At 60.8% G+C, this 13445-nt stretch carries 12 protein-coding genes, 1 tRNA gene and 1 pseudogene; 10 read left to right on the top strand and 4 right to left on the bottom strand.

The genetic code is table 11. The features are described 5' to 3' along the window. Positions 1–207: 207 nt before the first annotated feature. From gatC to ACMG4M_RS04520, 6 genes and pseudogenes are all read left to right on the top strand, one after another. Positions 208–495, top strand: coding sequence for an Asp-tRNA(Asn)/Glu-tRNA(Gln) amidotransferase subunit GatC (gatC, locus tag ACMG4M_RS04545; RefSeq protein ID WP_035248117.1), 288 nt, complete (start codon positions 208–210; stop codon positions 493–495). A 19-nt stretch (positions 496–514) separates the two neighbouring features. Further along, positions 515–1976, top strand: a pseudogene (gatA, locus tag ACMG4M_RS04540) (Asp-tRNA(Asn)/Glu-tRNA(Gln) amidotransferase subunit GatA). Continuing rightward, entirely contained in the window at positions 1973–3412 is a 1440-nt protein-coding gene (gene gatB / locus ACMG4M_RS04535) for an Asp-tRNA(Asn)/Glu-tRNA(Gln) amidotransferase subunit GatB (protein ID WP_414430782.1), read from the top strand. Before gatA ends, gatB begins: the two are co-directional and overlap by 4 nt. 83 nt (positions 3413–3495) lie before the next feature. Beyond that, entirely contained in the window at positions 3496–4311 is an 816-nt protein-coding gene (locus tag ACMG4M_RS04530; protein WP_272998041.1) for a crotonase/enoyl-CoA hydratase family protein, read from the top strand. Between the two features lie 226 nt (positions 4312–4537). Continuing rightward, a complete protein-coding gene (locus tag ACMG4M_RS04525) occupies positions 4538–5320 on the top strand; it encodes a cyclic nucleotide-binding domain-containing protein (RefSeq protein ID WP_035248123.1) in 783 nt (260 codons plus the stop codon). A gap of 118 nt (positions 5321–5438) precedes the next feature. Further along, positions 5439–5636, top strand: coding sequence for a hypothetical protein (locus ACMG4M_RS04520; protein WP_035248124.1), 198 nt, complete (start codon positions 5439–5441; stop codon positions 5634–5636). A gap of 167 nt (positions 5637–5803) precedes the next feature. Here the strand turns inward: ACMG4M_RS04520 and ACMG4M_RS04515 are convergent, their stop codons facing one another. The 4 genes from ACMG4M_RS04515 to hemA form a co-directional block, all read right to left on the bottom strand. After that, positions 5804–6547 carry a HesA/MoeB/ThiF family protein gene (locus ACMG4M_RS04515; RefSeq protein ID WP_414431117.1) on the bottom strand — a complete coding sequence of 248 codons (744 nt, stop codon included), beginning with the start codon at positions 6545–6547 and terminating at the stop codon, positions 5804–5806. Positions 6548–6678: 131 nt separating this feature from the next. Further along, the gene (gene prmC, locus ACMG4M_RS04510) at positions 6679–7482 is read right to left on the bottom strand and encodes a peptide chain release factor N(5)-glutamine methyltransferase (RefSeq protein ID WP_414430781.1); all 804 of its coding nucleotides are present in this window, start codon (positions 7480–7482) and stop codon (positions 6679–6681) included. Position 7483: 1 nt separating this feature from the next. After that, positions 7484–8569, bottom strand: coding sequence for a peptide chain release factor 1 (prfA, locus tag ACMG4M_RS04505; RefSeq protein ID WP_035248130.1), 1086 nt, complete (start codon positions 8567–8569; stop codon positions 7484–7486). A 17-nt stretch (positions 8570–8586) separates the two neighbouring features. Beyond that, positions 8587–9858 (bottom strand): glutamyl-tRNA reductase, encoded by a 1272-nt coding sequence (gene hemA, locus ACMG4M_RS04500; RefSeq protein WP_035248132.1) that lies wholly within the window; start codon positions 9856–9858, stop codon positions 8587–8589. Positions 9859–10147: 289 nt separating this feature from the next. On the opposite strand from hemA, the gene ACMG4M_RS04495 reads away from it, so the two are divergent. The 4 genes from ACMG4M_RS04495 (at position 10148) to ACMG4M_RS04480 (ending at position 13422) form a co-directional block, all read left to right on the top strand. Then, the gene (locus ACMG4M_RS04495) at positions 10148–11851 is read left to right on the top strand and encodes a tetratricopeptide repeat protein (RefSeq protein WP_414430780.1); all 1704 of its coding nucleotides are present in this window, start codon (positions 10148–10150) and stop codon (positions 11849–11851) included. Further along, positions 11848–12432: a lipoprotein insertase outer membrane protein LolB gene (gene lolB / locus ACMG4M_RS04490; protein WP_297767265.1), complete on the top strand. Its 585-nt coding sequence runs from the start codon at positions 11848–11850 to the stop codon at positions 12430–12432. Before ACMG4M_RS04495 ends, lolB begins: the two co-directional genes overlap by 4 nt. Continuing rightward, positions 12429–13325, top strand: coding sequence for a 4-(cytidine 5'-diphospho)-2-C-methyl-D-erythritol kinase (gene ispE / locus ACMG4M_RS04485; RefSeq protein ID WP_414430779.1), 897 nt, complete (start codon positions 12429–12431; stop codon positions 13323–13325). Before lolB ends, ispE begins: the two co-directional genes overlap by 4 nt. Before the next feature lie 21 nt (positions 13326–13346). Continuing rightward, positions 13347–13422, top strand: a tRNA-Gln gene (locus ACMG4M_RS04480). Positions 13423–13445 lie beyond the last annotated feature (23 nt).

Raw genomic sequence — 13445 nt, 5'->3', positions numbered from 1 at the left:
AAAAAACGACACCGGGCGGGAAAAAACCGGGCATCTCACAAGATGGCGCAACTCTAGCAATGGCAGGGGCATTGGGCAAGCTGACACTACGGCTTTTACGCTGGTGGGCAGTGGCCCCGGACAGGCGGTCTATGGTACTTTTTGCGGCTTTCCAGACCCGCATTAGCTTATCTCTGCCCAGCGCAGAGAATCCCAACGGAGAGAATCATGGCCATTGATTCCAAGGTGGTAGCCCAGGTGGCGCATCTGGCGCGCCTGAAAGTGGATGAATCAGACAGCGGCGCCCTGTCTGACCGCCTCAATGACATTCTTGCCATGGTGGACCAACTGCAGCAGGCCGATGTGACTGATGTGGCGCCCATGGCCCACCCGCTGGACGTCACCCAGCCCCTGCGTGAAGACGAAGTCAGCGAGCCCAACGTGCGCGACAAGGCACTGGACATCGCCCCCGCTGCCGAAGACGGCTGTTTCCTGGTTCCCCGGGTGATTGAGTAAAAAGGTGATGAGCAACGCCATGCACAACAAGACACTGACAGAACTCAAGGCCGGTCTGGCTGCCGGGGACTTCTCCTCCCGGGAGCTCACCGAGCACTTCCTGGCCCGCATTCAGCAACACGACGGCGAGCTGAACAGCTTCATTTCCGTGACCGCAGAGCAGGCACTGGCCCAGGCGGATGCCGCCGATACTGCCCTCGCGGCTGGCAACGGCGGCCTGCTCACCGGCCTGCCCATCGCCCACAAGGATATCTTCTGCACCGAGGGCGTACGCACCAGCTGCGGCTCGAAGATGCTGGACTCCTTTATTGCCCCCTATACCGCCACGGTGGTGGAAAAGATGGCCGCCGAAGGCGCGGTGATGCTGGGCAAGACCAATATGGACGAGTTCGCCATGGGCTCTTCCAACGAGACCAGCTACTACGGCCCGGTGAAAAACCCACTGGGACCTGGAGCGGGTACCCGGTGGCTCCTCCGGTGGTGCCGCCGCCTGCCTGGGTGCGCGCCTGGCCCCCGGTGCCACCGGCACCGACACCGGCGGCTCGATTCGCCAGCCAGCGGCCCTGAACAACATTACCGGGCTCAAGCCCACCTACGGCCGGGTGTCCCGCTGGGGCATGATCGCCTTCGCCTCAAGCCTGGACCAGGCTGGCCCCATGGCTCAGAGCGCCGAAGACTGCGCCCTGATGCTGCAGGCCATGGCTGGTCACGACCAGCGTGACTCCACCAGCCTCAATGAAAAGGTGGATGACTATCTCGGCGCCCTGAACAACGACATCAGTGGCCTGACCATCGGCATCCCGGAAGAGTTTTTCCCGGACACGCTGGATGGCGCCATCGCCGACAACAGCCGCGCCGCGATTCGCGAACTGGAAAAACTGGGCGCCAAGGTGGTGTCCGTATCGCTGCCCAGCATCAAGCTGTCGGTACCGGCCTACTATGTGATCGCCCCGGCGGAAGCCAGCTCCAATTTGAGCCGCTTCGACGGCGTGCGTTTCGGCCATCGCTGTGACGACCCGAAAGATCTGGAAGACCTGTACAAACGCTCCCGCTCCGAAGGCTTTGGCGACGAAGTGAAACGCCGCATTCTGGTCGGTGCCTACGCCCTGTCAGCCGGCTACTACGATGCCTACTACCGCCGCGCCCAGCAGGTCCGTCGCCTGATTCGTGATGACTTTGCACGCGCCTTCGAAAAAGTGGACGTGCTGATGGGCCCCACCGCTCCGGAAACCGCCTTCAAACTGGGCGCCAAGAAAGACGACCCGGTGAGCATGTATATGGCCGACGTTTTCACCATCGGCGTCAACCTGGCTGGCCTGCCGGCGTTGTCCATGCCCACCGGTTTTATCAATGGCCTGCCCACCGGCACCCAGGTGATCAGCAACTATTTCCGGGAAGGACAAATCCTCAACGTGGCGCACAAATATCAGCAGGCCACCGACTGGCATAAACAGGCACCCGCGTTTGGAGGTGACCAATGAGTTGGGAAGTCGTGATCGGTCTGGAAATTCATGTCCAGCTCAACACCGTCAGCAAACTGTTTTCCGGCAGCAAACTTTCCACCGGCGCCGAGCCGAATACTCAGGCATCATTGGTAGACTTGGGCATGCCCGGCACCCTGCCGGTAGTGAACAAGGAAGCGGTGCGCAAGGCCGCACTGTTCGGTCTGGCCATCGATGCGGACATCTGTCGCCACAGTGTGTTTGAACGGAAAAATTATTTTTATCCGGATCTGCCGAAGGGCTATCAAACCACTCAGTTAGCCGAACCTATTGTCGGTGCCGGCGTGGTGGAAATTCAGCTGGAAAGCGGCGAAAAGAAAAACGTGCGCATCCACCATGCGCATCTGGAAGAAGACGCAGGGAAATCCCTGCACGAAGACTTCCATGGCATGACCGGCATCGACCTGAACCGGGCCGGCACGCCGCTGATCGAAGTGGTCACGGAACCGGATATGTCCAATGCCGAAGAAGCGGTGGCATTCGCTCGCAAGCTGCACGCCATCGTCACCTCGATCGGCATCTGCGATGGCGACATGTCCCAGGGCAACATGCGTTTTGATGTGAACGTGTCCATCCGCAAGCACGGCGATGAACTGGGCACCCGTACCGAGACCAAAAACCTGAACTCTTTCCGCTTCATGGAAAAAGCCATTGCGCTGGAAGTGGAACGACAGATTGATGTACTCGAAGACGGCGGCGAAATCGTACAGGAGACCCGTCTCTACAATGGCGACACGCACACCGCCCGCTCCATGCGCAGCAAGGAAGACGCCAACGACTACCGCTACTTCCCCTGCCCGGATCTGCTGCCGGTAGCCATTACCGACGCAGATATCGAGGCACTGAAAGCCGCCATGCCGGAACTGCCCAATGCGCGCAAGGCACGTTTCATCGACGACTATCAGTTGTCCGAGTACGACGCCGATCTGTTGTCCGGCTCCGTCGCCACCGCCACCTTCTTTGAAGCGGTCACCAAGGCTGGCGGCGACGCCAAGCTGGCAGCCAACTGGGTGATGGGTGAAATGGCCGCCAGGTTGAACGCGGAAGAAAAAACCATCAGCGACAGCCCGGTTTCTGCCGAACAACTGGGACAACTGATTGCCCGCCTCAAGGACGGCACTATCAGTTCCAAAATTGCCAAGCAGGTATTCGAAGCCTGCTGGGCCGGCGAAGGTGACCCGGATGCCATCATTGAAGCCAAGGGCCTCAAGCAGATGAGCGACAGCGGCGAGCTGGAAAAAATCGTCGATGACATCATCGCCAACAACGCCGCCCAGGTTGAAGATTACCGCAACTCTGACGATGCCAAGAAAAAGAAAAAAATCGGTTTCTTTGTGGGCCAGGCAATGAAGGCGACACAGGGCAAAGCAAACCCGCAGCAATTGAACCAGTTATTGCAGAAAAAACTGCAATAACGCATCACACCCACACGCTCCACTCGTCACGCTTTTTGCGTGCTGGCGTGAAGCGTGTGGCGTGCCAGCCAGCCGGAGGCTATATGACCACCACCTTCCAGAACCGCGTTACCCTGGAAAAGAAAAATGACATTGCCTATGTCACTTTGAACCGGGCCGACAAGTACAACGGCCTGGATTTCGCCATGATGGAAGGACTGGTGGAAGCTGCCAAAGCCGTACGCAAGGACAAGAGCCTGCGCGTGGTCATCATGCAGGGCGAAGGCAAGGCCTTTTGTGCCGGGCTGGATTTCGGCACGGTGATGAAACAGCCGCTGAAATTACTGAAAGGTTTCACCAAATACGGCGTCAAGAAAACCAACCTGTTTCAGGAAGTCTGCTGGTGCTGGCGCGAGCTGCCCATTCCGGTCATCACTGTGCTGCATGGTTACTGCTACGGTGGCGGCATGCAGATCGCCCTGGCAGCGGATTTCCGTATCAGCACCCCGGACTGCGAAATGTCGATCATGGAAATCAAGTGGGGGCTGATCCCGGACATGACAGGCAGTGTCACCCTGCGCGAACTAGTTCCCATGGATGTGGCCAAAGAACTGACCATGACCGGCCGCCTGTTCAAGGGTGACGAAGCCAAGACCCTGAATCTGGTCACCCGGGTTGCCGACGACCCACTGGCGGAAGCCGAGCAACTGGCCGAGGCCATCAAGACCCGTTCCCCGGATGGCATCAGCGCGGCCAAGAGTCTGTTCCAGCAAACCTGGAATGTACCGGAAGCCCAAGCCTTCGATACCGAAAGCAAACTGCAGTTCAAGCTGCTGCGCGGCAAAAACTATCGCCGCGCCCTGCAGGCGGGACAGAAAAAGGAAGCACCGCAATTCGGTCCCCGCGAACGGGACTACTGAGGGAGCCTGACGCCAGCCCCTGAGCAGCGTAAAGACGCCTTTTCACGCCACGCGCTTTATCTGTTTTTACCGGTCTGGCGCCCCGCATCAGGCGTCCTTGCTGTTTTCTTTGCCATCCTGTCTCCAACTTTTGCCATCCAGCACCATCCACTGCCAACTCACCCCTGTTTCGTAGCCGCTTCTTACGGCATACTCAGGCAAAAATCTGAGTTTGTTGAGGCACAGCATGATTTCCGTGGCCGAAGCCAGCGGCGGCTTTTCCGCCCTGACCCGCATGTACAAACGTCTGGTCGATGAATTTATCGGGCAGCTCCCGCTGCAACCCCAGTCATTCCCTCTGGCCCCCACCGAGGATGCCTTCCAGCAAGGCATGTGTGCCGACACCACCTATGTGGTGAAAGGTGGCATGCTGGGCATGCGCTGCCAGACTCGCAAACTGTTTACCTGGGACGAGGGGGACATGATTCTCCCAGACGCGGGCAGCGACGAGGTCAACTACTACGCAGAAAGCGCAGTGTTACTGGCCGCCTACCCCACCGTAAAACTGGTGGAAGCGGCGCTGGCCGATGAACAACTGGCGCGACTGTGGACACGCATCCTCACCATCCAGCAGGCCATGCTGGTACGCCTGCTGGCGGCCCATGTGCCGGAAGAAAGCCATACCACCCCAGGCTTTGCCTACTTTGAACCCGGCGACGTGATCATCCGCCAGGGGGAACCGGCGGATTATGTCTTCAGCCTGTTCGAAGGTCAGGCGGATGTGCTGGTGGATGATGTGGTCGTGGGCCATGTCAGCGAAGGCGAAGTCCTCGGCGCTATCGCCCTGCTTACCCACTCACCGCGCAGCGCCACGGTGAGGGCAAAACGCCGCTGCTCCGTGGTCAAGGTGCCCAAGCATCAATTCAAGGACCTGATCCGCACCAACCCTGGCATGATCCACAGCCTGCTTACCGACATGGCTCGGCAGGTCACCGATCTCAATAGTCAGGTGGTCCAGCTGTCCGCCTGAGCCTGTAAGGTCCTGTATTGTCCCTCCCGGAACAGGGGCCTATATTGGAGTCACAGAGGTTGGCCCGGACAACTTCTCGCAAGGCCGACCTTCGTCCTCAGCCAGGGAGGTCCCGACCATGCGCCATATTCTCTCCATCGCCATCATTATCTGCCTGTTGATTCTGGTGGCGGTCTATTTCCTGTCTGACTCCGAGCCCGAGATCACCCAGCCCGGCTTTATCCTGGAGCCAGAGCAGCAAACCGTTACCACACCGCAATCCGCTTCCAGCCGCCAGGATAATCCCGGTGAAACGTCCTCGCCCGCAGAGTACTGATCCCGGCTCTCTGGCGGACACAGACTGCACCGGGAGGATCCACAAACGGAACGGCTGACGGCGAGGGGCGAGGGGCGAGGGGCGAGAAGTGAAGAGCAGAAAACTACTATAGCCGAGAGCCTTGCCCTTCAAGACTTGCGTCTACCAACACAAGCCAGGCCCTGCGGTTATGGCCGGGAACAGACCGGGCAGGTCGGATCTTTATGAAAGCGCATTTCCCGCCAGGACAGGGTTCGACCGTCAAACAACCGTAGGGTGGCGGGCAAAGGTTTGCTCTGCAGCACCTGTATGGCAGCCAGGGCCTGCAGGGTGCCGATGGTACCCACCACCGGGCCGACGATGCCCGCCTGGCTGCAGGCCAGATCGCCGTCGGTGCCATCGCCGTAGACGCAGGCGTAGCATGCGCTGTCCGCCTGGCGCAGGTCGAACACCGCCAGTTGCCCGTCCATGCGGATGGCGGCGCCACTGATCAGCGGCTTCCGGTGAGCCACACAGGCCTGATTGATGCTCTGACGCGTGGCAAAATTATCGGTGCAGTCCAGCACCACACTGGCCGCTGCCACCTCCCGGTCCAGCCAGTCGACGTCGACCCGCAGGGTATGCGCTTGCACCGACACCTCCGGGTTCAGCGCCAGCAATTGCGCCTTCAGGGCCTCGGCCTTGGACTGGCCCACATCTGCGCTCCGAAAGGCCACTTGCCGATGCAGGTTGCTCAATTCCACTGCATCATCGTCTGCCAGCACCAGCTCGCCGACCCCGGCACCTGCCAGGTATAACGTTGCCGGGCTGGCCAGCCCTCCGCAGCCCACCACCAACACCCGCGCCCCGGCCAGGGCGTCCTGCCCGGCCAGATCAAAGTCCTCCACCATCAACTGGCGGCTGTAGCGAAGTAGCTGGTCGTCGTTGAGCATCGTCATCTCGCTGGCACGCAAAGGCTCTGGCATTCCATGGTGCAGTTCGCTGCGCTCAGTGCACCCTACTGATTCGGTGTTCGGGGTTTTCGCTGTTAACTATTCACTATTAACTGTTAACTGCCCCACCGTCACCCGCTCATTCCCCCCAGGTCCTGCTCGGTGCGCACCGCGTCAAAGCCGCCCTCTTCCATCAGTGCTCGCACCTCACTGCCCTGTTGGTAACCATGTTCCAGCAGCAACCAGCCACCGGCAACCAGACAGCCTGAAGACTGCTTGATGATGGTGGCCAGGTCCGCCAGGCCCCGCTGGTCTGCCACTAACGCAGAGCGCGGTTCGAAGCGCACATCGCCTTCTTCAAGGTGATGATCCGTCGGGTCGATATAGGGCGGGTTGCTGACGATCAGGTCGAACGGGCCATCGCAGCCCTCCAGCCAGTTGCCCTGCTGCAAGGTGACCCGGGCAGACAAGTCACGGGCATTGCACTGGGCCACCGACAGGGCCTCGGCACTCAGATCGATCAGGGTCACCTGCCACTGGGGGCGCTCCAGAGCCAGGGACAGGCCAATGGCACCGGTACCGGTGCCCAGGTCCACGACCCGGGCGGGGCCGGCGGGCCCTAGCTGCAAAGCCAGCTCCACCAGGGTTTCGGTGTCCGGGCGGGGGATCAGGGTGTCGGCGGTAACGGTGAAACGACGGCCAAAGAATTCACGCTCGCCGGTCAGGTGAGCCACTGGCTCACCCTGTTCGCGGCGAGTCAGCAGGGCCAGAAATCGCTGCTGCTGCTGCGCATCCAGCTCTCTTTCCGGCCAGGTGAACAGATAGCTGCGCGGCCGCGCCAGCACATGGCACAGCAGCACCTGGGCGTCCAGGCTCGCACTGGGAGACGCTGCAAGCCGCTCACGGGCCTGACGCAGGGCCGCATCAATGCGCATCTCAGCTGTCGCCCAGGGTCGCCAACAGATCCGCCTGGTGTTCGGACATCAGCGCACCCAGCAATTCATCCAGGTCCCCTTCCATGATTTCACCGAGCCGGTAAAGCGTCAGGTTGATGCGATGATCGCTCACCCGACCCTGGGGATAATTATAGGTACGAATACGCTCGGAACGATCCCCGGAGCCCACCAGGGATTTACGCTCGGCCGCCTGCTCCGCATGGGCGGCATTCTGCTGGGCATCATACAGTTTGGCGCTGAGCAGGCTCATGGCCTTGGCCTTGTTCTTGTGCTGGCTACGCTCGTCCTGGCATTCCACCACCACGCCGGTGGGCAGGTGGGTAATACGCACAGCGGAGTCGGTGGTGTTCACGTGCTGACCACCGGCACCGGAGGAACGGTAGGTGTCGATACGCAGGTCTTCGGTGCGAATCTGGATATCACCGAGATCCTCGGCTTCCGCCATGATCGCAACCGTACAGGCGGAGGTATGAATACGCCCCTGGGATTCCGTCGCGGGCACTCGCTGCACCCGATGGGCACCGGATTCAAACTTGAAGCGGGAATAGACACCATCACCGATGACCCGTGCGATCACTTCCTTGTAGCCGCCATGCTCGCCTTCGCTGGCACTCACCAGCTCGACTTTCCAGCCATTCTGCTCGGCATATTTGCTGTACATGCGGAACAGGTCACCGGCAAAAATCGCCGCCTCATCACCGCCGGTACCGGCGCGTACTTCCAGAAACACATTGGCACCGTCGCGGGGGTCCTTGGGCAACATCAGCTTCTGCAGCTCGTCAGCCAGTGCATCCATCCTGGTGGTCGCGTCACGGGCTTCTTCCTGGCCCATTTCGCGCATCTCAGGATCACTGTCATCCTGCATTGCCCTGGCGGCGTCCAGGTTGGCAGCGACTTTCAGGTAATCCTGATAACACTTCACCACCGGATCGATTTCCGAATATTCCCGGGACAGATCCCGAAACTTTTTCTGGTTACCAATAATCTCCGGGTCCGACAACAGGCCGGACAATTCTTCAAAACGGTCGGCCAGCTTTTCCAGCTTGCCTTGCAAAGACGCTTTCATAAGACCCTCAGAGGGATTTATTTCGGTTCGGACGGGGTGTCCGGGTCGTCAAGCAGCAACTCGCGGGCCAGCAGCAATGATTCTGCCCGGCCCTCCGCCGCCAGCTTGCGCAGGGTCACACTGGGCGTATGCAGCCACTTGTTGACCAGGGAATGCTGAAACTTGCGCAGTACCTGCTCCGGGTCTCCGCCGTTGTGCAGCTGCTGGAGCGCTTTCTCCAGCTCGCTCTCGGCCAGGCTGGTACGCTGCTGGCGATACTCTCGCAGCACGCTCACCGCATCCTGCTCACGGCGCTGGCGACGGTGGCGGACGATGGCATCGCGAATCAGCTCGGCGGCCTCCTGGGCGGCCTGCTGTCGGGCACGAACATTTTCCTGAATCGCTTCCTGCAGATGATCCACCGTGTACAGATAGACATCATCCAGGTCACCCACCTCGGGCTCGATATCGCGAGGCACGGCGATATCGACCATGAACATGGGTTTGTGACGACGTTTTTTCAGGGCTCGTTCGATCATCCCCTTACCCAGGATAGGCAGGGGCGCAGCGGTACAGGAAATCAGGATATCCGCCCGCTCCAGAGCCACCGGCAACTCTTCAAGGCTGATGCCGCGACCGCCAACACTGGCAGCCAGCTCCGCAGCCCGTTGCTGGGTACGGTTGGCGATGGTGATTTCGCTGACCTGTTGTTCGTTGAGGTGACGCGCCACCAGCTCGATCATCTCCCCGGCGCCGATCAACAGAGCACGGCTCTTTTTCAGGTCGGCAAAGATATGGCGGGCAAAGGACACCGCTGCATAGGCCACGGATACCGGGTTGGCGCCGATACCGGTTTCGGTGCGGATGCGTTTGGCCACCGAGAACACTTCCTGGAACAGCCGCGACAACTCGCCATTCAACAACCCCGCCTCATGGGCACGGGCATAGGCTTCGCGCATCTGACCCAGAATCTGCGGCTCGCCCAGTACCAGCGAGTCCAGGCCGCCGGCCACCCGCATCATGTGCTCCAGGGCCTGCTCGCCCTGGTGCTGATAGAGCACGGACACCAGCTTGTCCACCGGCAGGTGGCGGCTTTGCGCCAGCCAGGCAGCAAAATCCGGCACTGCCTCGTCAACCAGACAATACAGTTCGGTACGGTTACAGGTGGAAAGCAGGGCCGCCTCGCGCACCCCGGGCATGTCTCGCAGGCTGGCCAGCGCCGCTTCCGCCTGCTGCGTGGAGAACGCCAGACGTTCACGCAACTCCACATCCGCGGTGGTGTGATTTACGCCAACAGCGACTAGATTCATAGACTCTCGTGCCCGCAGCAGACCCGGGCCACTTTCCTCACCGGTTTACACAAGGGCGGCAGTTCATGGAGCGATCATTATGGAACTGTCTGCCTGCCGCACCCGTCAGAAGGCAATAGCCCGGTGAAAACAGGCCACGCAAGGGTCACGCATTTTGCGTGAAAGCGCCCTCCAAAACAATGACGACCCCGCTGATCAACGGCATAGGAAGGACTTATAACGACCGGGTTTGGGCAATCCCGGATCGCTGTGCCATGATAGCCGAACCATCAAACAGGCATACTGGTTAATGACGCGATTCGCTTTTTTGCCGCTGTGCGGCGCCCTGCTGCTCAACGGCTGCGCCAGCAAGACACCGGCCCCGACACCCGCCGACCCTGAGCCACCTGCGGCCACCCAGAGCGCCCCGAGCTATGACAGCGAGACCCTTTCGGACCTGCTGGTAGCGGAAGTGGCCGCCCAGCGGCAGTCTCTGGGCGTGACCCTCGCCTATTACAGCCAGGCGGCCCGTACCACCGGCGATCCACAGGTGATCAGCCAGGCGGCACAACTGGCCCATTATCTGGAAGATCACCAGCAGACCCTGGCGCTGAGTCAGCTGTGGCTGGAGAAGGCCCCCGCCAACGAAGAGGCCCTGCAACTGGCCATTCTTTCGGAAATTCGTCTGGGCAACATCGACGCGGCCAGCCGCTATCTGGACACCCTGCTCGGCGAACACGGCGGCGACGCCCTGGGCCGACTGGTCAGCCAGGCACGCGGGCTGGATGCCCAGGGCAACCAGCAACTGGTACAGGCACTGGCGCAACTGTCCGACCGTTATCCAAAACAGGCACCACTGTGGTACGCCCGCGCCCTGTGGCTGGAACATGAAAACGATTATGCCGGCGCCCTTGAGGCAAACGAACGGGCGCTGGATCTGATGCCCCGTCACGAAGATGCCCTGCTCCTCAAGGCCCAGTTACTGCACAAACTTGGCGAAGAAAAGCAGGCCCTGCGCCACCTGAAAAAACTGGTTCGCAAATATCCACAGGCACGGCGTCCCCGGATTACCTACATCCGCATGCTGCTAGCCGCCGGTGAAACCGGCAAGGCAGAGAAACAGCTTGTCACCATGGCCGAGCAGCATCCGGAAGATCTGGATCTGCGCTTCTCGCTGGCCCTGCTGGCCCTGGAAGCGGGCGCCACCGAACCGGCCCGCCAGCAACTGCAGGCCCTGCTGGCGGAGAATTATCGCCCCGATGACATGCATCTCTACCTGGGCCAGGCCGCCGAACAAGCCGAAGAGCCGGCCCAGGCAGTGGACCATTACCTGAAAGTCCAGGGGCCCCAGGCCGTTCGCGCCAACGTCCAGGCGGCCCGCTTGCTCTACCAGCAAGGCAACAATGATCAGGCCAGCGCGCTGATGGCCAGCCTAGCCCAGCAGCATCCGGAGTTGGCCACCAGCCTCACCGTCACCGAAGCGGAAATGCGTAACACTATCGGCGACCCACAAGGCGCCCTTGTCCTGCTTGACCGGGCAGTGGAGACAGAACCGGACAATACCGAATTGCTTTACAGCAGGGCCATGATCGCGGAAAAGACCGGCGATATGGCAAAACTGGAAAGCGATCTGCGGCGGGTGCTGGCCATCGACCCAGACGATGCCAGCGCCCTCAACGCCCTGGGTTATACCCTGGCCAACCGCACCCAGCGTCTGGACGAAGCCTACGACTATATTTCCCGGGCTCTGGAATTACGCCCGGACGATCCGGCCATCCTGGATTCCATGGGTTGGGTACTCTACAAGCGTGGCGAGCTGGAAGCCGCCCGGGACTACCTGCGCCGGGCCTACGACAAATTCCCCGACCCGGAAGTGGCGGCCCATTACGGCGAAGTCCTCTGGATACTGGGTGCCCAGCACCAGGCCCGCCAGGTGTGGCGCGACACCCTGAACAGTAACCCGGACGCCCCCCATATCCGTGAAGTCATGGAAAAACTCGGAGCCCGCCTGTGACCCTGAGCCCCACCCGCATTATCACCCTGGCGCTGATGGCCCTGGCCCTGAGTGCCTGTCAGTCGCGACACACCGCCACTGACACCTTCGAGCACCCCAACCAGATCGACCGCTGGGCAATGAGCGGCAAACTCGGCTACCGCACCGCCAATGACGGCGGCAGTGCCTCCTTCGACTGGACCCAGAAACCCAATCGGGGGCAGATCCGCTTTTCCGGGCCGCTGGGTTTCGGTAGCGCCGACCTGCGCTGGGACAGTGGCCGCGCCGAACTGATTACCGCCAAGGAGCAATATCAGGCACGCAGCCCCGGCGAGCTGGCCTGGCACCTGACCGGCTTCTGGCTGCCGGTCTCCGCCCTGCAATACTGGGCCCGCGGCCTGCCCTGGCCCGGCGCCCATGGCGAAGCCGACTATGACGAAGGCGGTCACCTGCAAACCCTGCAGCAACTGGGCTGGAGCCTGGAATTCGACCGTTACCAGCCGGTAGCCGGCGTTACCCTGCCTTATCGCATCAAGGCGCGGCAGAACGGTAATCGCTTCACCCTGCTGATCAAGGACTGGCAGCCCGGCGCCGAAAAATGACCATGCTGACCCTTCCGGCCCCCGGCAAGCTGAACCTGTTCCTGCATATCACCGGCCGTCGTCCGGACGGCTACCATGAGCTGCAGACCCTGTTTGCCCTGCTCGATCAGGGCGACACCCTGCACTTTGCTCCGGCGGACACCCTGACGCTGGAATGCGATCAGGCCGGGGTGCCCACCGACCACAACAATCTGATCCTGCGGGCCGCCCATCTACTGCAGAGCCACACCGGCTGTGAGAAAGGTGCCCGCATCGTCCTGGAAAAACACCTGCCCATGGGCGGTGGCGTGGGCGGCGGCTCCTCCGATGCGGCCACCGCCCTGCTGGGGCTCAATGCGCTGTGGGGTCTGGACCTGTCCGAGGACACGCTGGCAGAACTGGGGCTGTCGCTGGGGGCGGACGTACCGGTCTTTGTGCGCGGCAACAGTGCCTGGGCGGAAGGGGTCGGCGAGCAAATCACCCCGGTTTCTCTACCAAACGACGTTTTTTTAGTCATTCATCCCGCAATTCATGTGTCAACTGCTCGAATTTTCGGCGACCGGCAATTGACAAGGGATACCCCCGTCAGTAAATTACCGGCCTCGCTTGAGGTGGTGCTGACCCGCGACTTTCGCAATGACTGTGAAGCGGCAGCAATACGGCAATTTCCAGAAATCGGGGAGTTGCTTCACTGGCTCAAGCAACATACGGGAAATGCCCGTATGACCGGCACTGGCGCTTGTTGTTTTGCACGCCTTGCCGGAGTGCAACAGGGGCAGCATCTGCTGCAACAGTTGCCACAACACTGGACAGGTTTCGTCGCTCGAAGCTGTAATACTTCTCCTCTCCACCAGATACTGGGAGAGACACTGGCGAAGTTTCGAGAGACACAGAATTCAGGAAAACCTGCTTAACGCAGACCTGAGACCGAGTGTTGGGGTATAGCCAAGTTGGTAAGGCAACGGGTTTTGATCCCGTGATTCCCAGGTTCGAGTCCTGGTACCCCAGCCATTTTCTTGCCCGGAGCCCTCCCC

It is taken from the genome of Alcanivorax sp. IL3, assembly GCF_047495465.1.
Taxonomy (GTDB): domain Bacteria; phylum Pseudomonadota; class Gammaproteobacteria; order Pseudomonadales; family Alcanivoracaceae; genus Alcanivorax; species Alcanivorax jadensis.
Note: the sequence above shows the minus strand (reverse complement) of the source record. Positions and strands in the feature narration are given on the sequence as shown.

Bases quoted from the DNA above. Each gene is read 5' to 3' on its own strand.
- gatC (WP_035248117.1), top strand. From the start codon at position 208: ATGGCCATTGATTCCAAGGTGGTAGCCCAGGTGGCGCATCTGGCGCGC.
- gatB (WP_414430782.1), top strand. From the start codon at position 1,973: ATGAGTTGGGAAGTCGTGATCGGTCTGGAAATTCATGTCCAGCTCAAC.
- ACMG4M_RS04530 (WP_272998041.1), top strand. From the start codon at position 3,496: ATGACCACCACCTTCCAGAACCGCGTTACCCTGGAAAAGAAAAATGAC.
- ACMG4M_RS04525 (WP_035248123.1), top strand. From the start codon at position 4,538: ATGATTTCCGTGGCCGAAGCCAGCGGCGGCTTTTCCGCCCTGACCCGC.
- ACMG4M_RS04520 (WP_035248124.1), top strand. From the start codon at position 5,439: ATGCGCCATATTCTCTCCATCGCCATCATTATCTGCCTGTTGATTCTG.
- ACMG4M_RS04515 (WP_414431117.1), bottom strand. From the start codon at position 6,547: ATGCTCAACGACGACCAGCTACTTCGCTACAGCCGCCAGTTGATGGTG.
- prmC (WP_414430781.1), bottom strand. From the start codon at position 7,482: ATGCGCATTGATGCGGCCCTGCGTCAGGCCCGTGAGCGGCTTGCAGCG.
- prfA (WP_035248130.1), bottom strand. From the start codon at position 8,569: ATGAAAGCGTCTTTGCAAGGCAAGCTGGAAAAGCTGGCCGACCGTTTT.
- hemA (WP_035248132.1), bottom strand. From the start codon at position 9,858: ATGAATCTAGTCGCTGTTGGCGTAAATCACACCACCGCGGATGTGGAG.
- ACMG4M_RS04495 (WP_414430780.1), top strand. From the start codon at position 10,148: ATGACGCGATTCGCTTTTTTGCCGCTGTGCGGCGCCCTGCTGCTCAAC.
- ispE (WP_414430779.1), top strand. From the start codon at position 12,429: ATGACCATGCTGACCCTTCCGGCCCCCGGCAAGCTGAACCTGTTCCTG.